At 54.7% G+C, this 16,230-nt stretch carries 14 protein-coding genes and 1 tRNA gene; 7 read left to right on the top strand and 8 right to left on the bottom strand.

What is annotated here, in order from left to right; translation table 11 throughout:
- Positions 1–43 precede the first annotated feature (43 nt).
- Positions 44–883, top strand: a complete 840-nt coding sequence (locus SIC15_RS10140; protein WP_209397299.1) for a putative RNA methyltransferase — start codon at positions 44–46, stop codon at positions 881–883.
- Positions 884–894: 11 nt separating this feature from the next.
- Here the strand turns inward: SIC15_RS10140 and SIC15_RS10135 are convergent, their stop codons facing one another.
- Positions 895–1,368 (bottom strand): hypothetical protein, encoded by a 474-nt coding sequence (locus tag SIC15_RS10135; RefSeq protein ID WP_412535771.1) that lies wholly within the window; start codon positions 1,366–1,368, stop codon positions 895–897.
- A 37-nt stretch (positions 1,369–1,405) separates the two neighbouring features.
- Entirely contained in the window at positions 1,406–1,735 is a 330-nt protein-coding gene (locus SIC15_RS10130; protein WP_412535770.1) for a hypothetical protein, read from the bottom strand.
- 207 nt (positions 1,736–1,942) lie between these two features.
- Between SIC15_RS10130 and SIC15_RS10125 the strand changes: the two genes are divergently transcribed.
- Positions 1,943–2,359: a hypothetical protein gene (locus SIC15_RS10125; RefSeq protein WP_209397303.1), complete on the top strand. Its 417-nt coding sequence runs from the start codon at positions 1,943–1,945 to the stop codon at positions 2,357–2,359.
- Between the two features lie 65 nt (positions 2,360–2,424).
- Positions 2,425–3,666: a saccharopine dehydrogenase family protein gene (locus SIC15_RS10120; RefSeq protein ID WP_412535769.1), complete on the top strand. Its 1,242-nt coding sequence runs from the start codon at positions 2,425–2,427 to the stop codon at positions 3,664–3,666.
- Here the strand turns inward: SIC15_RS10120 and cydC are convergent.
- Genes cydC through SIC15_RS10100 form a run of 4 tightly spaced genes read right to left on the bottom strand, consistent with a single transcriptional unit; the run spans position 3,663 to position 9,431 of the window.
- Entirely contained in the window at positions 3,663–5,279 is a 1,617-nt protein-coding gene (gene cydC / locus SIC15_RS10115) for a thiol reductant ABC exporter subunit CydC (RefSeq protein WP_412535768.1), read from the bottom strand. The genes SIC15_RS10120 and cydC overlap by 4 nt on opposite strands.
- The gene (cydD, locus tag SIC15_RS10110) at positions 5,272–6,984 is read right to left on the bottom strand and encodes a thiol reductant ABC exporter subunit CydD (protein WP_412535767.1); all 1,713 of its coding nucleotides are present in this window, start codon (positions 6,982–6,984) and stop codon (positions 5,272–5,274) included. The genes cydC and cydD overlap by 8 nt, the downstream gene beginning before the upstream one ends.
- The gene (gene cydB / locus SIC15_RS10105; RefSeq protein ID WP_412535766.1) at positions 6,985–7,986 is read right to left on the bottom strand and encodes a cytochrome d ubiquinol oxidase subunit II; all 1,002 of its coding nucleotides are present in this window, start codon (positions 7,984–7,986) and stop codon (positions 6,985–6,987) included.
- 2 nt (positions 7,987–7,988) lie between these two features.
- Positions 7,989–9,431, bottom strand: coding sequence for a cytochrome ubiquinol oxidase subunit I (locus tag SIC15_RS10100; protein ID WP_412535765.1), 1,443 nt, complete (start codon positions 9,429–9,431; stop codon positions 7,989–7,991).
- A gap of 183 nt (positions 9,432–9,614) precedes the next feature.
- Between SIC15_RS10100 and SIC15_RS10095 the strand changes: the two genes are divergently transcribed.
- The 4 genes from SIC15_RS10095 to SIC15_RS10080 all read left to right on the top strand — a co-directional run bounded on the left by SIC15_RS10095 (position 9,615) and on the right by SIC15_RS10080 (position 14,067).
- Positions 9,615–10,256 carry a class I SAM-dependent methyltransferase gene (locus SIC15_RS10095; RefSeq protein ID WP_412535764.1) on the top strand — a complete coding sequence of 214 codons (642 nt, stop codon included), beginning with the start codon at positions 9,615–9,617 and terminating at the stop codon, positions 10,254–10,256.
- Positions 10,257–10,332: 76 nt separating this feature from the next.
- Positions 10,333–10,419 (top strand) — tRNA-Leu (locus tag SIC15_RS10090).
- Between the two features lie 180 nt (positions 10,420–10,599).
- A complete protein-coding gene (locus SIC15_RS10085) occupies positions 10,600–11,586 on the top strand; it encodes an AAA family ATPase (RefSeq protein WP_412535763.1) in 987 nt (328 codons plus the stop codon).
- A 15-nt stretch (positions 11,587–11,601) separates the two neighbouring features.
- The gene (locus tag SIC15_RS10080) at positions 11,602–14,067 is read left to right on the top strand and encodes a S8 family peptidase (RefSeq protein WP_412535762.1); all 2,466 of its coding nucleotides are present in this window, start codon (positions 11,602–11,604) and stop codon (positions 14,065–14,067) included.
- 414 nt (positions 14,068–14,481) lie between these two features.
- Here the strand turns inward: SIC15_RS10080 and SIC15_RS10075 are convergent, their stop codons facing one another.
- Both SIC15_RS10075 and SIC15_RS10070 read right to left on the bottom strand, forming a co-directional pair.
- On the bottom strand, positions 14,482–15,342 hold the full coding sequence (locus SIC15_RS10075; RefSeq protein ID WP_412535761.1) for an OST-HTH/LOTUS domain-containing protein: 861 nt from the start codon (positions 15,340–15,342) through the stop codon (positions 14,482–14,484).
- 61 nt (positions 15,343–15,403) lie between these two features.
- Positions 15,404–16,207 (bottom strand): enoyl-CoA hydratase-related protein, encoded by an 804-nt coding sequence (locus tag SIC15_RS10070; RefSeq protein WP_412535760.1) that lies wholly within the window; start codon positions 16,205–16,207, stop codon positions 15,404–15,406.
- Between the last annotated feature and the right edge of the window lie 23 nt (positions 16,208–16,230).

Genomic DNA, 16,230 nt, shown 5'->3' with positions numbered 1-16,230 from the left:
TGCCATGATACCCGGCCCGACTGTTGAACCGGATTCAAACACCATGACCACCACACCCTTTGATGCTTTAGCCTGCCCGTTGGACGGGTGCGCGCTCACCGCCAGCGGAACGTCCTGGTGGTGCGAGAACGGGCACAGTTTTGATGTCGCCCGGCAGGGCTACGTGCACCTGTTGCCGGTCCAGAAGAAACGTACCCTGGACCCGGGCGACAGCAAGGCGATGGTGGCGGCCAGACAACGGTTCCTGAATGCCGGCTTCTACGCAAGGATCGCCGAGTCGGTTAGCGATCGGGCGCTGCAGTCGCTGCCCGATGAGGGGAAGGGGTCGGTGCTGGACGCAGGTTCCGGAGAAGGCTATTACCTACGGCACCTGGCAGGCAAGGCTGGCGATAAAGACCTTGCGATGATTGGTGTCGATATTTCGAAATGGGCGGTCCTCGCAGCGGCAAAACAGGATAAACAGACCCGATGGGTAGTGGGCAGCAATGCAAACCTGCCGGTTCTGCCGGAATCACTGGATCTGGTGCTTTGCCTGTTTGGTTTTCCGGTCTATGGCGAATTTGCCCGTGTGCTCAAGCCCGGTGGGCAGGTGATCCAGGTGGATGCCGGTGCCGATCATCTTCGAGAGCTGCGAGAAATCATCTATCCCGAGCTGAAATCGCCTGGAAAGACCGACAGCGCAGCACCGGAGGGCTTCCGACAACTGGACTCTACCGTCGTGCGTTTCTCCGTGACACTCCCGGATCAGGAAAGTATTGCCGATCTTCTGGCCATGACACCGCATCTATACCGGGCCAGCGCCGAGGGACTTGAGAAGGCAGCAGCGCTTGACTCACTGGAGGTGACCGTCGACGTGGTGCTCAAATCCTGGGAAAAGAGCTAACCTCCCAAAAGCTATTGATCGTCGGAACCTTGGCCCTTGTCACGCTTGCGGGACGCCAGCCGCTTTTCGGCCTTGCCGATGATCAGGGTATCGGCAAGGATGTGCAGTGCCTTGTTGGTGGTGCGTACCGTTCGGTATATCTGCTGACTGCTCTGGTCATGGGTGGCTCGCGCTTTTCGGGCCGTCTGCCGGAACTCTTCATCTTTCGAGAAAAGATCAATCAGCCCGAACGTGGTGTTGGAAATCGCCTTGTGAACTCTCTCCACTGCGCTGGCACCGCCTGAGACGGAATCTTCGAGCAGGCGGGCACGGTTCCGTACTTCCAGAAGATCCATTCTGCTTTTCTGTAGGGCGCTGTGTGCCGCCACCCGATGAGAATTGAGAATCCGGGCTTCACGGCGGCACAGCAGGAGCTGCCAATAGGCGATGCCGAAGCCCATGAAGGCCAGTAGCAGGAGAAAAGATACGATCGCGGTGGTGATCATGTTAATGCGCTTCCATCAACCGGAGTGACTACCCGAATCATCGATACTCAAGCTGCATGTCGACCTCGATTTCACGCTCTGCCATTTCGTTTTCGAGCTCTTTTAGCACTTCCTGGTACACCATTTTGCGGACCATCACGGGGAGTTTGTCGGCAAGCACGCGGGCAGAGCGTGATTCCCGTTTGGCCAGGGCAATCGGATCCAGTACCCGTAGCGTAATAACCATTTCCGGCTGCTGCTCGGAATCTGCGATGTCGTCATTCTCCATCATCTGTGCGATCGCTTTGCGCTGTTCAAGAACCTGCCAGCAGACGAAAGCGCTGAACAGCACAAGCAAGATGCTCAGTACCATCAAAAAGGTGATCAATTCGAACCTCCGGAAATCGTGTCGTGCACTGTGTTGCAGTGTGCCCCATGAAGTGTGACAAACGATTGGCCGTGACGACGGATCCAATAGCGCGGCGGGGAAAGTAGAACGAGCGCTCAAAACTGCTAATATCGGTTGCAGTTGTAGGATGAGCTACGCAGAATCAACGAGTTAAGGCCAACTATTCACACCAACAGAGGATCGTTCATGGTTTGGTTCAAGGCGTTTGCAAGTGGTTTTCTCGCGACCCTGGTATTCCATCAGGGCCTGTTCGCACTGTTCTGGCTGGGCGGTGTTGCGCCCGCAGCGCCGTTCAACATGTCACCGGTACCACCGCTGGGCGTTCCGCAGGTTGTATCACTGGCGTTCTTTGGGGGCCTCTGGGGTATGTTGCTTTGGCTGATTCTCGGTCGCCTTGCAGGGATGAAGTTCTGGCTGGGGCATGTCATTGTAGGGGCAGTTGGTCCCACAGCCGTTGCCATGCTAGTGGTGTTTCCCCTTAAAGGGCTTGATGTCTCTGCCCAGACCTGGGTTGGCGGGCTTATCCTCAACGGGTTCTGGGGCCTGGGCGTGGCCGTATTCATGCGCCTGATGGGCACCAAGGCAACTGCAGCCGTTCGTTGAACCCTGAACCAGTGCTCTGTTAATTCTCTCTCAACTTTCAAGCTAATTTTGACTAAGGAAGAGCAATGACCAAATCCTCAGAAACGGCCTATGACCTGGTGGTGTTCGGTGCCACCAGTTTCGTTGGCCAGATTCTCACCCGTTACTTGCTCGAAACTTACGGAGTGGGTCAATCGGTGAAATGGGCAATTGCCGGTCGCTCCGAGAGCAAGCTCAACACCCTGAAGGGTGAACTTGGCTCCAAAGCCAAAGGCCTGCCAGTGATCCTCGCGGATGCGTCTAATGAGGCCGCCCTGAAGGCCATGTGCGAGCAAACCCGAGTCATTATTTCCACCGTTGGCCCCTACGCGCTTTACGGTGAGCCTCTGGTTCAGGCGTGCGTGCGCAGTGGCACGGATTATTGCGACCTGACCGGCGAAGTGCAGTGGATCCGCAAGATGGTGGAGCGCTACGAGGAAGAAGCCAAGTCCTCCGGTGCCCGCATCGTGCATTGCTGCGGCTTCGATTCGATTCCCTCCGACATGGGCGTGTGGTTCCTTCAGAACCAGGCAGAGCAGACCTTCGGTGCGCCATGCCGGGATGTTCGCATGCGGGTGAAAACCGCCAAAGGCGAATTCTCGGGTGGGACCGTTGCCTCCCTGATGAACGCGGTAAAGGAAGCCGCGGCCGATCCGAAACTGCGGAAACAAATGGCCAATCCGTTTTCAATCTGCCCGCCAGATCATCGCTCCAAGACCCGTCAGCCGAGCCTGAAAGGTGAAGAGTACGACAAGACCTTCAACGCCTGGCTGGCGCCTTTTGTGATGGCAGCGATCAACACACGCGTGGTTCATCGTTCCAACGCCCTGCAGAACGCGCGTTATGGCAAGGAGTTCACCTACGACGAAGCCATGATGACCGGTCGTGGTACCAAGGGCCGTCTGGCAGCGTATGCCGTCACCGGCGGTCTGGGGGCATTCCTGATGGCCTCTGCCGTCAAACCCACCCGCTGGCTGGTTGAGAAGTTCGTGCCCAAGCCGGGCGAAGGACCCAGCCCGGAAGCCCAGAAGGCCGGGTTCTATGACCTTCGTTTTGTTGGCCGCACAGAGGATGGCAAAACCATTATCACCAAGGTGACCGGCGATCAGGACCCGGGCTACGGTTCCACCGGCAAGATGTTGGGTGAAGCAGGGATGTGTCTGGCGTTCGATATTCCGGCGGATCAGCCCGGCGGGTTCTGGACGCCGTCTTCGCTGCTCGACGGCAAGCTGATGGACCGTCTCACCAGCAAGGCGGGCCTGACTTTCGAGGTACTCGAGACCCGTTAACCGCTGAGGTAAATCACACGGTCGGTGTCCGGGAGGGCATCCGACCCGTGTGCCAGACTGATGACGGTTTTTCCTTCCAGAAGCGTTTCCATCCGTTTTGAAATCCGCGCCCGGGTATCGGCATCCAGGCCGGTAAACGGCTCATCCAGTATTACCAGCGGGGCGGGGTTCAATAGCACACGCGCCAGGGCCACACGCCTTGCTTCACCGCCGGAGAGTCGGCTGCCGGCACTGCCGAGCCAGGTATCTAGGCGGTCCGGTTCGGTGGCAAAACGTTCAGCCAACTCCATCTGCTCCAGGATGCTCCAGAGTTCGGTGTCCGAGGCCTCGGGCGAGCCCAACAGCAGATTGGCCCGGAGGGTATCCTCAAACAACACGGTTTTCTGGGTGAGGTAAACGCACTCCCTCCTCGCCAGATTGCCCTGGGCGGTGGGCAGCAGGCCGGCGAGCACATCCGCCAGGGAGGATTTGCCGCTGCCCGAATGCCCGAGAATGCCGATGTGCTCTCTATCCTCAATCCCAAGGTTGAAGTGCGTAAATAAAGGCGCGTAACCCTCATGTTTTACGACAATATCTTCCGCCAGAAGGGCTTTTCCCGGCGGCAGTTCTGAGGCGCTGGGCGCGGCGTTCCGGTCATCCTCCCGGCAATCCCGGTTCAACCGCGCCGCAGACGCGACGGTTGCCCCGAGCTTGCCAAAGGCATCCGGCAGCATGGCGTAGACCTCGGCCAGGCCGAGCAGGGCAATGGGCAGTAAAACCAACACCGGGCCGGACACCGACCCCGACTGGAACAGGGCGAAGCCTGCCCAAAGGGCCAGAACGGCAGAGAGATTGACGAACAAATGGGAGCCAGCCAGATGCCAGCCTACCCGGGTATCGGCCCTGGCCTGCTCGGCAGTTACCTGATGAGCCTGACGCATGAGCCAGGCCGCATGTTTACCAGTACGCCCGGCAGCGGTCAGCTCCGGGAAACCCTCGATGTGCTCGATCACCGCCGTTCGAAGGTCTTCCTGCCGGTCGCTTTGCCGGGCCGCCAGGGGCCAGGTTCTCAGATAAACCCCTGCGGTCGCGATTACCAGGGCAATGACCAGCAACAGTCCCACCAGCAACGCTGTGCCGATATCGAAGAGCACGGCAGCCAAAACCATCACCAGCAGAGTAACCAGGCCCGCAAGGGCGGTGGGCGCGATCAGGCGCAGGTAGAGGGTATCCAGGGCATCCACATCGGTGGTCAGCCTGGATAGCCACTGGGCGCCGCTCAGCTCGCCACGGCGAACGCGACTGGCGCGGGACAAACGTTTGAACAAAGCGACACGAATATCTGTGAGCAACCTCAGAACGGTATCGTGGTTGTAAACCCGCTCCATATACCGGAACACCGTGCGGGAAACGGCAAAAAACCGGATCGCGCCGCCGGGCACGTAAAGGTTTATGGTCGCCGCCACGCCTGCCGCCAACAGCAGGCCAACCAGCGCAGTTTCGGTAATAAACCAGCCCGAAACCGCCAACAGGCCAATGCCCGAGAGCAGGGTAGCGAGAATCAGGAAACCGCCCACAACCAAACGTCCCGGGCGTTTGAAGATCAGGTCCAGCCAGGGCTTCAGGTCACGCATCGCTCACCTCCCCGTCGGAGACCAGTAGCACGCGATTTGCCAGAGTCAGCAGGGCATGGTGATGGGTGGAGAAAATCAGGGTTTTGCCGGCCATCGCCAGTTTATGCAGGGCCTTCAGCACAAACACTTCACTGTCGCTGTCCAGGCCGGCAGTGGGTTCATCTAGTAAAATCAGGCTGTAATCTGCCAGGAAAATACGCGCCAGACTCAGCCTTCTCGCCTGGCCGCCGGAAAGCCCCTGGCCCTCCTCGGATACCGGGCTGTAAATACCCTGTTGGCGACTGTCGAGCAGGGAACCGAGGCCCACATTGCGCAGGGCCGTCTCGATGGCGATATCAGAGGCATCCGGAGTGGTCAGTCTGAGGTTGTCGGCCCAGGTGCCGTGAACCAGAAACCCTTTCTGGCCCAGCCAGCCAAAGCGGAAACTGCCCGGTGCCTCGCCGAACAGGTGGATCTGACCAGCATCCGGTGCGATAAAGCCGGCCAGCAGGTGTAGCAGGGTGGACTTCCCGCCGCCGGAGGGGCCTGTCAGGGCAACCACTTCGCCTTTGCGGATGGTCAGCGTGAGATCACTCAACACCTTCTGACCCGACCGGAAGCTCTTGCTGACGGAACGCAGCTCGATCCGGTCTTCCGCGCCCTCCACAGACACGGTTTCACTCGCGCTCTGAAGGTTCACCGGGGATGCCAGCCGCTCAAGAATTTCGGTACCAGCACCCATCGCTGCGGCACGATCATGATAATGCTGGGAAAGGGTGCGCAGCGGCTGGAAAAACTCCGGGGCCAGTAAAAGAATCAGCAGTCCGGAAAACAGGGTCAGATCTTCGGAAGGCCCGTAGGTGATGTAGCCCAGCAGACCAAACCCGATGTAGATGGCGATAACGGCGATGGCCACCGACGCAAAAAACTCCAGAACCGCCGACGACAGAAACGCGACCCGGAGCGTTTTCATGGTGATGCGTCGGTAATGATCCGAGCGCTTGCGAATCAGCTCGGCTGCCCCCTCGGTCTGCCCGAAGAGCTGCAGCGTAGTCAGGCCGCGTACCTTGTCCAGGAACTGGCCGGATAGTCGGCTGATGGTTTCAAAATGCTGCTGGTTCAGTTTCTCCGCACCCATACCCACCAGCGCCATGAACAGGGGAATCAGCGGTGCAGACAGCAGCAGGAAGATGCCGGCCAGCCAATCCAGCCAGAACACCAGGGCGAGGATCAGCAGTGGCACAATCATCGACAGGGTCATCTGCGGTAGAAAACGGGCGAAGTAGCCATGCAGGGCTTCCACGTGATCTATCCATTCGCGGGCAAGCGCGCCAGCCGAAGACTGGCCCAGTTCAACAGGGCCGGTGACCTGCCAGTGCTTGTGGAGTTGCCGGCGGGCGTCACGGCGAACCTGTTCGCTGCATCGAGCGGCGAAGCGGGTCTGGTAGCCCTGGCCAAGTGCGCGCACAACGAGGGCGATAATCAGACCCAGAAAAAGAGAAGTGAGGTCCGCAACCGGAACCTCGTCAATGATGCCCAGATGGATAATCCGGGCAAGCAAAAACATCTGAATAATGGTGGCAATGCCGGCAACGGTGCCGGCAGCCACGGTACTCCGGATCCACAGGCGGTTGCCACGGGCCAGATCAGAAAGCCATCCTTTGACGGCTTTCTGATCGGCGGCGGAGGTATTCTCTCCGCCCCCATTGGCCGATGGCTCCGCCACTTAGTGATATCCCTCGCCGGCGCGTACCTTGCCGCGGAAGACCCAATAGGTCCAGGCGGTGTAGACCAGCACAATCGGAATCACGAACAGCAGACCCAACAGGAGGAACAGCTGGGATTCATAGGCGGAGGCTGCCTCCCAGAGCGTGTATTCCGGCGGGACCACATAGGGCCAGCGGCTGACCACCAGGCCCAGATAGGTGGTGATGAACAGGCCCATGGTAGCCACGAACGGCATGCCGTCTTTGCGATCACGAACCGAACGGTAAATCTGGATAGCACAAAACAGTGTCAGAACCGGCAGGACCCAGATAATGCTCAGGTTGGAGAACCAGCGCTCACGCACCATCTCATCCACGAAGGGCGTCCAGACACCGATGATGCCAAAGACCACCAACACCGCGAGGAGCAAGGGCAGGGTGATCTTGTAGGCCCACTGCTGCAGGTTCCCCTCGGTTTTCATGATCAGCCAGGTGGAACCCAGCAGGGCATAGCCGGCCAGCATACCCAGACCCGTGAGCACAGTGAACGGCGTCAGCCAGTCCAGCGCGCTGCCAACATAGACGCCATTGGCGGTTTCAAAGCCCTGGATATAGGCCCCGACCACAGCACCCTGGGCAAAGGATGCAACTGTGGAGCCGCCGGCAAACGCCCAGTTCCAGAGATAACGTGACGTACGGGCCTTGAACCGGAACTCAAAGGCCACGCCCCGGAAAATCAGCCCGGCCAATAGCAGGAATACGCCGATATAGAGCGCCGGCAGGAAGATGGAATAAACCATGGGGAAGGCGGCCAGAAGACCGGCGCCACCGAGCACCAGCCAGGTTTCATTGCCGTCCCACACCGGGGCCACCGAATTCATCATGGTGTCGCGGGCTTCCTCGTTCGGAGCAAAGGGGAAGAGAATGCCCACGCCCAGGTCGAACCCGTCCATCAACACATACATGATAATGCCGAAGCCGATAATGAATGCCCAGATAAGAGGCAGATCAAACAGTTCCATAATCAGTGACCTCCCTGGTTGACGGGCTTGGCAGTACCAACAGTATCGTCAGAATCGTGTTCGATTTCGAAAGGCACATGTGCAGCGGAGAACGGACGCTTGGGTCGATCTGCCTCGTGTTCGTCCTCATCACGGTCTTCAAGACCGACATACAACACACGCATGAGGTAGTAGACACCGGCAGAAAACACCAGAGCGTACACAACGATATAGCCGATGAGCGTGAACAACGCCATGCCGCCGGTCAGCGACGGGGTCAGTGCCTCGGCCTGGGTCATCTGGCCATACACGAGCCAGGGCGCGCGGCCCACTTCGGTGACGAACCAGCCGGTGAGCACCGCAAAGAAGGGCGCAATGCTCATGAAACGCATCCCCTGCAGGAACCAGTTGGTGCGCCAGTACCTGCCGCCGGCACGCAGAACCAGACCGGTTACCGCGAAGGCGATCATCAGCAGGCCAATACCTACCATGATCCGGAAGGACCAGAACACAATCGCCACCGGAGGCTGTTCTTCAACCGGCACTGCGCTCACACCCGGCACCTCTCCGTCCCATTCATGGGTCAGAATGAAGCTGGCCAGGCTGGGAATACCGATCTCGTACAGGTTCCGCTGGTTTTCCTGATCGGGAATGGCGAACAGCAGCAACGGCACATTGCGGGAGGTTTCCCAGTTACCTTCCATGGCCGCAACCTTGGTGGGCTGGTGCTCCAGGGTGTTCAGACCGTGGAAATCACCCAGCACCGCCTGAGCAGGAGCAATGAACAGCAAAAGCCACAGGCACATGGACAGCGCTTTCTTATTGGCCTCCACCTCGCGACCCCGCAGGAGAAACCAGGCGCTCACGCCGGCCACCACGAAGCCGCCGGTGAGGAAGGACGCCAGCGCCATATGGGCAAAGCGGTAAGGGAAGGAGGGGTTAAAGATCGCCTCGCTCCAGGAAGTCACATAGAACACGCCGTCGCGCAGCTCGGTGCCGGCCGGGGTCTGCATCCAGCTGTTGGCCGAGAGAATCCAGAAGGAGGAAATAAAGGTACCCGTCGCAACCATGATGGCGGCAAACAGGTGAACGCCCGCCGGCACCTTATCCCGACCGAAGAGCAGCACCCCGAGGAACGCCGCCTCCAGGAAGAACGCCGTAACCACCTCATAACTCAAGATAGGGCCAAGGAAGTTGGCTGAGGCCTGCGCGAAATTGCTCCAGTTGGTTCCGAACTGGAACGACATCACGATGCCCGACACCACTCCCATGCCGAAAACCACGGCAAACACCTTGGTCCAGAAGGCAGAGAGCTTTACCCACACAGGATTCTCGGTTTTGAAGGCAAGGCCTTCGAGTACCGCAATGTAGGAGGCAAGGCCGATGGTAAACACCGGAAAGATGGCGTGAAATGACACCACGAACGCGAACTGGATTCGCGATAGAATGAGAGGATCAAGTTCCATGGGAACCCTCCGGTAACGGTCACATCATAACAAACGGGCCCAGCGAACCCGTTCAGCCGCTGCCTTAGCTCTGTTTGTTATATTGTTATTACCGGCAGATACTTACTATGCTACTAAACATGGTAGCAAATTCGATAGGGCGTTTTGCCGCACCCTTGATTTAAAACAATTATGGTGTTGCCGATGAGCTTTTACGAAGACAGGATTCTCCCCCACATCATAGACCGCGCATGCTCCATGGGCCAGGTGATGAAGCTTCGTAGCCAGGTAGTACCCCATGCAAAAGGCGTGGTGCTGGAAGTGGGCATGGGCTCGGCCATCAACATGGAATTTTACAATGCCGACAATGTCGACATAGTGTATGGCCTGGAACCCTCAGAAGGCATGCGACGCAAGGCCCAATCGAATCTGGCAAGATCCCCCGTCAAGGTAGAGTGGCTGGACCTGCCAGGCGAAAAAATTCCCTTGGAAGACCACTCTGTCGATACCGTTCTTCTGACCTTCACCCTGTGCACGATCCCGGACTGGCATACAGCCCTCCAGCAAATGTGGCGGGTGCTCAAACCGGGCGGCGAACTCCTGTTCCTGGAACACGGCGAGTCCCCCGACGACGGCACCCGAAAGTGGCAACACCGCATCACCCCAGGATGGAAAAAGCTCGCTGGCGGCTGCCATCTGAACCGCCACATCGCCGACCTGATCCGACACGCCGGCTTCGACATCCAGGAACTGGAAAACCTCTACATCCCCAAGGCACCTAAAATTGCCGGATACATCTACAAGGGCAGGGCAACCAAGCCCGCAGAGGCCAGCCCGGCCTCCTGAAGGCGAGGCCAGAATCCGAATTGCGTTACCCCACGCAGACTTATACAATTCTGCCCGTCAAAACCTCCCCCCGAATGCTCCGGTGGTGAAATTGGTAGACACAAGAGACTTAAAATCTCTCGACCGCAAGGTCGTGCCGGTTCGATTCCGGCCCGGAGCACCAGATTTTCAATAAGTTACGAGCACATCTCCCAAGATCTATTTCAGAACAAAATAATGTAGACAACTTTTTGTTTTTAAGCGCTGCGCCTCGAATTTGCGCTATGCTCTCGTAATCTCGACTAACTGCAGGCTAACCTGTAACTTAGTGGATTAGCCGTCAACTCAATAGTGTTTCGATAAAATGGCCACAGCAGAGCAGATCAAAGCCCTAGTTAAGCATTTCATTGAAGATGATGAGCAGCGCTTCGTCACTGTTGCGTTGCAGGTTGCTGACAAAGAAGCCAAAAAAGGACACACGAAGTTGGCAGAGGATTTACGACGGCTGGTCCACGCCAGAAGGGTTAGCTCTGGTAGGTCGGTTTTTGGTCGAGGTGTTACTGCGGTAAGCAAACGCTCTAATCGACAGAACAATGTCGATATAGATTCGTTATTGCATTTGTCTCAGGCGGACACTCGTATCAGCGAAGTTGTTTTGAATGAGCAGTGCCAGTCTCGGATCGAGCGGATAATAATGGAGCATCGACAAAAAGATAAATTGGCGCGGTATGGCTTGTTGCCCCGCAGGAAAATTCTATTATGTGGTCCACCGGGGACTGGTAAGACATTGACTGCGAAAGTTCTCGCAACGGAGTTAAAGCTCCCACTGTATACGCTGCAATTTGACGGCCTTATCAGTCGTTATCTTGGAGAAACAGCAGGTAAACTTCGTGCTGTTTTCGATCAAATTGCTAACTCGAGAGCTGTCTATCTATTTGACGAGTTCGATGCTATTGGTGCTCATAGAAATAGTACAAATGATGTTGGAGAAGTTCGACGAGTCCTCAATTCCTTTCTTAAGTTTTTCGAAGATGATAGTTCTGAAAGCTTAATAGTTTGTGCCACGAATCATCCTGAACTATTAGATAAAGCTCTCTTTAGAAGGTTTGATGACATAATCGAGTTTGCTAAACCAAGTTGGCCAGAGGCTGAGAGGTTTATTAAAACTCGTTTATTCTTATTCGAGTTAGATTCTCTTAACCTTGGATCCCTCAAAGGCTTGGTGGAAGGGATGAGTTATGCTGACCTAGGGCAAGCTTGTGATGATGCAGCAAAAGACTGCGTTATGCACCACGAAGGGAAAATGGATGTCCCGCTTTTGGCGGAGGCAATAAATTTGCGAGCGAGATAAGAGCGCTTCTTTCAAATGGATTTAGAACAAATATTATTAGAAAATATTGCGAAAAATATTAATTACACCGGCTCTGGTCGTGGAAACTTCGAGAAATTTTCTCGTACAAAAGCCCAAAGACAACGTCATGGAAACGCCTTAGTTGGGGCTATTCAGGAATGCTTGCCCGAAGCTAGGTCTGATGATTATTTGAGTGAAGATCCCGGAACTTATTTAGAAATCATTTCGGAAGAAGGCTTTCCCCTAGCAATAGAATCTTTGGACACAAAAGAGTGTAAGCTTTGTAATGTCCGTACTGAAGGTGAGCGTGAATATGCCACTATTTTCCTTCTCGACGATAGGCGCCAAGTATTCATAAATAAGGTCGAGAGATACAGGCAGCAAGCCGATGGCACCAGAACTCACTCAACGCTTTTTGATAACATAGCTGAAATTAGACTTGCGAGCCTTCGAGATTTCTGGACATCTAACCCAGAAGACTTCCCCGATGAAAACCAAACTATTTGGTGGGAAGTTTGGTTAAGGAGGCGGAGTTTTCAGCGAGTAGAAGTTCAAGAGTTTCTGAGGTTTTGCGAAAGCGAACGAATCCAAACCGGTGCTGGGACATTGGAATTCGAACTGCAAACAGTTTTAGCCGTCCGCGCCAATATAACTCAGCTAAGAGCCTCGCTTACTTTAATCTCGTGCTTGGTAGAACTTAGAAAAGTCACAGATACAGGTCATTTTTTCCTGGCACAATCGCCTATTGATCAACGGGAGTGGACTAACCATATTCTCGAAAAAGCCAGTTTTGATGACAATACGTCGACTTCGGTTTTAATTGTCGACGGTGGCGTTAATTATAACCATCCGTTACTGTCGCCCGTTCTTGCTGACATGAACTGTTCTGTTTGGGATGTAAACTGGCCTAAGCATGATAGGATGAATGACCATGGAACCAGGCAGGCGGGGATAACAACATACGGCGACATATCGGCAGCTGCCACCTCCAATGAAGATATTGTTGTTAATTTTTGCCTTGAGTCCTGCCGTATTTTACCTCCAGCTGGTATCCACGACCGTGAGCTCTTCGGATCTCTTACATACTTCTCAGTGACTAATGCCGAGCAGATTAATCCTAATTTTAATCGTGTTATATCGCTTGCAGTTACTGCAGATCATGATGGAATTACTGGGCAGCCCACGTCTTGGTCATCTGAGATCGATCAACTGACATACGATGGAGACGGACGAAGACTATTTGTAATCAGTGGAGGGAACATTCGTGGAGCGGATGTAAGCCAAGACTACCAAGAGAACACTTTGCGGTTTGGTATTGAAGATCCAGGGCAATCCTGGAATGCGCTTACAGTTGGTGCGTACACAGAGAAAGTCGATGTTGCAGAACATCAGTATCGGAATTGGCAAGCAATGGCGGTTTCCGGTGATATCTGTCCGACAGCCCGCACCTCCGTGGAATGGGGTTGGAGGAGTGAGGCCCCCATTAAGCCCGACATTGTTGAGGAGGGTGGTAACCTTTTGGTTTCACCTGATTCTCAGGAAATAACTAACGCCGACTGCGTATCGCTGGTCACTACCTCGGATATCTCTAACCAAAACTTATTTACAGATCATCGTGAAACGAGCGCAGCTACGGCGCTGGCTTCCAGGATCGCAGCAAATCTTTGGTCCAAATATCCTGATTATTGGGCCGAGACAATCCGGGGATTAATTGTACATAGTGCGCAATGGACCGATAGCATGCTCGAGCACAAGGATCGAGCGGCTGCGAGTGGCCTCCGAATGAAAGACTCGAAAGAGTTAATGCTGCGCATGTTCGGTCATGGTGTTCCAGATTATGAAAAAGCGAGTTCTTGCTCACATCAGTATCTAACGTTGGTTGTTCAAGACACTATAAAGCCATATAAATTGAAGGATGGGGCACTATCCTTCGATGAAATGCATCTCGTCGATTTGCCATGGCCATCTGATGAATTGCTCGCGCTAGGTAACGCTCCGGTAAAATTGAGGGTGACACTCTCTTACTTTGTCGAACCTAACCCAGGCCGTCGATCCTACTCGCAAAGGTACCGTTATCAGTCCTATGGGCTCCGCTTTAAGCTTATCAACCAAAACGAAGACCGAGATCAGTTTGTTCAGCGCATAAACGTGGGTGTCCGTGATGAAGAGTTCGAGGGTGGCCAAGCTGATGGTCGAGGGTGGGTCCTCGGGGATCAACTTAGGACTCGTGGAACTATTCATCAAGATACTTGGGAAGGAGGGGCTTCTGAGTTAGCACTAAGAAACTCTCTTGCAGTAGTTCCCGTTGCGGGTTGGTGGAAGCAAAGGCAAAGCGCTCTGATGTCAGCGAAAAACGAGGAGCGTGTTTCTTATGCGTTGATCGTCTCGTTGGATGTCGGCGAGGCCGAGGCAGACATCTATACACCAGTTGAGACTGTAGTGGACGCTGCAAATGCAGTCGCGATAGATAGCAGAGTATAGTCTACTTGCGATCGTAGGCCGTAAGGCTCTATCCGTTAAGTTGACCTAAGAATATCTGTAAAGGCTTCAACTTGCCCGGCCCCTTCGGAGGCGCAAGTAATGATTCATAAATCGATCAGTTGCAATGATTAGGGAACTCAGGGCTCGCTGAGCCTTCAATCCGGTTGTTTAGTGCTCTAATTGCGATTGAGGAGTAAAGAGGAAACGCTCCAGAGACTTTTTGAAATAGGTGAGAACCTGCTATCTAGTACAGTTATTGACAGAGCTCCAAGGTGGCGAGTGACCGCCACCGTAACGATCCCCTAAAATCGACTCATGCGTAATTAGAGTTCTCCTGCCTACAATGGAATGGGGCAAACAGATAACGACATAAAGAAATTATGACAACCCCCATTTAGTACAGGCCTCATAACTTTATCGACTTCGGAACAAGGTCGAAGTAGTTTCGTCTTGATGTTTTATTTTTCTCAATTCGAAAAGCCCGGACTTCGTTAAAAGTTGCCGCCAGGTCTTGCAGTGGTAAATTTTTGGACCGAGGTCTGGTCGCTTTCGTTGAATCATGGAGATTGCCTCACCCAAGTCCGTCCAGCCATCGCCACGCAACTCCGTTTCGGCATGTTTTAAAAGGTGAACAGCCATCGTGTCACGCCAAACAATGGGCAGACCGGGATAAATTCCGTAACTCAGCATAGATTCAAACTCATCTGACTGCATGAATTTGAAGGCTTGCTGGGCCGCTAACCTGCGTGTTTGGTCCCATTCTCTTAGCCTTTCAAAATTCTTAGTTACTATTTTTTGAACATTCGCGAGATGCCTTGCAGCGTCCTCGCATACAGAAATCTCTTTCAGATTGAACCGTTCGAGAAAGTGATGAATCAGTTCGTTTCGAATCGATACGATTTCTGAAAGCTCTGCCCTTAAAGCCTCAAGTCGTTCTTCGGTCATCGGCATTGAAACTCGAAAGTGGAACTCAGGAAGCTTCGGGTTTTCCAGTGGCTCATCCGGCGGCGGCGAAAAATATTCTTCAGCCGAGGAAGGGGAAAAATATTCTCCTGTCAGCTCTCCGATCAGTTGACCAAGGGTTTTATTGTAGAAATGGCTTTTACGAGCCTCCTGATGGTCTTTTAAAGTGTCTGTGTTTCCTTTAACAACCGTCACCGACAGAAAGTGCTTGAGACCCAGTTCATATCTTTGGAGCTGGAGCAGGCATTGCCCTAGACTTCGCTCGATCTCCGCTCGAAGGGACTCAAAGCTCTCTCCACCAAGATCATTCATTGCTTTTCTTCAGCTCCCTACTGATGGAATAGTCCTGCCAGATTTGTGGGAAAGCTGGCTGTCACTTCTTCGACATCGTTTCCAGCATTCTATTCACCGCTTCCAGGTGCTCCGGCTCGTTATGGCACATGCCCTGGAAGTTGGCACACACATCCAGAAAATCCTTCAGTTCCATCCTCGGCGCCATTTTCATCAGGCGTTTGGTCAGGCGTGTGGCCTTTGGCGGCTGGCTTGCCATGCGGCTTGCCATGGCGTTTGCGGCATTCATCAATTCGTCCGCTGGCACCACTTCGAGAACAACACCCAGCTCCTTTGCCTCGGCGGCGTCGATCACACGGCCGGTGAGGGTGAGCTCGAAGGCGCGCTGATAGCCGATCAGGCGCTGCATGAACCACGCACCACCGTCGCCGGGGATGATGCCGAGGTTGAGGAAGGTTTCGCCGAACTTGGCACTTTCCGAGGCAATGCGGATATCCGCCATGTTGGCCAGATCGAAGCCGGCACCAATGGCTGGGCCGTTCACGGCGGCAATAATGGGCACTTCAACGTTCTGCAGGGCCAGGGGAATGCGCTGGATGCCTTTGCGGTAGCGATCGGCGCATTCGGCCACGTCGCCGGCAAAATCACCGCTGCGGTTGGCCATATCCCGGATGTTGCCACCAGCACTGAAGGCAGAGCCCGCCCCGGTGATCACCAGTACCGACACATCGTCGCACTGGTTCACCCATTCTGCGGTGGTCACGATATCGTCGATCAGGTGTGAGCCTGTCAGCGCATTGCGCAGGTCGTGACGGTTCAGGGTAAGGGTGGCTACCCGGTTTTCCAGGGTGAGCAGTGCATCGGTGAGCTTGGGTACGTTGGTCATGAATGCGGTTCCTTGTTTTTGAT

The sequence above is a fragment of the Marinobacter sp. MIT932201 genome (assembly GCF_047123295.1).
GTDB lineage: Bacteria > Pseudomonadota > Gammaproteobacteria > Pseudomonadales > Oleiphilaceae > Marinobacter > Marinobacter salsuginis.
Note: the sequence above shows the minus strand (reverse complement) of the source record. Positions and strands in the feature narration are given on the sequence as shown.

What these genes read in the sequence shown, in the direction of transcription:
- SIC15_RS10140 (WP_209397299.1), top strand. Translation starts at nt 44, where the DNA reads ATGACCACCACACCCTTTGATGCTTTAGCCTGCCCGTTGGACGGGTGC.
- SIC15_RS10135 (WP_412535771.1), bottom strand. Translation starts at nt 1,368, where the DNA reads ATGATCACCACCGCGATCGTATCTTTTCTCCTGCTACTGGCCTTCATG.
- SIC15_RS10125 (WP_209397303.1), top strand. Translation starts at nt 1,943, where the DNA reads ATGGTTTGGTTCAAGGCGTTTGCAAGTGGTTTTCTCGCGACCCTGGTA.
- SIC15_RS10120 (WP_412535769.1), top strand. Translation starts at nt 2,425, where the DNA reads ATGACCAAATCCTCAGAAACGGCCTATGACCTGGTGGTGTTCGGTGCC.
- cydC (WP_412535768.1), bottom strand. Translation starts at nt 5,279, where the DNA reads ATGCGTGACCTGAAGCCCTGGCTGGACCTGATCTTCAAACGCCCGGGA.
- cydB (WP_412535766.1), bottom strand. Translation starts at nt 7,986, where the DNA reads ATGGAACTGTTTGATCTGCCTCTTATCTGGGCATTCATTATCGGCTTC.
- SIC15_RS10100 (WP_412535765.1), bottom strand. Translation starts at nt 9,431, where the DNA reads ATGGAACTTGATCCTCTCATTCTATCGCGAATCCAGTTCGCGTTCGTG.
- SIC15_RS10095 (WP_412535764.1), top strand. Translation starts at nt 9,615, where the DNA reads ATGAGCTTTTACGAAGACAGGATTCTCCCCCACATCATAGACCGCGCA.
- SIC15_RS10085 (WP_412535763.1), top strand. Translation starts at nt 10,600, where the DNA reads ATGGCCACAGCAGAGCAGATCAAAGCCCTAGTTAAGCATTTCATTGAA.
- SIC15_RS10080 (WP_412535762.1), top strand. Translation starts at nt 11,602, where the DNA reads ATGGATTTAGAACAAATATTATTAGAAAATATTGCGAAAAATATTAAT.
- SIC15_RS10075 (WP_412535761.1), bottom strand. Translation starts at nt 15,342, where the DNA reads ATGAATGATCTTGGTGGAGAGAGCTTTGAGTCCCTTCGAGCGGAGATC.
- SIC15_RS10070 (WP_412535760.1), bottom strand. Translation starts at nt 16,207, where the DNA reads ATGACCAACGTACCCAAGCTCACCGATGCACTGCTCACCCTGGAAAAC.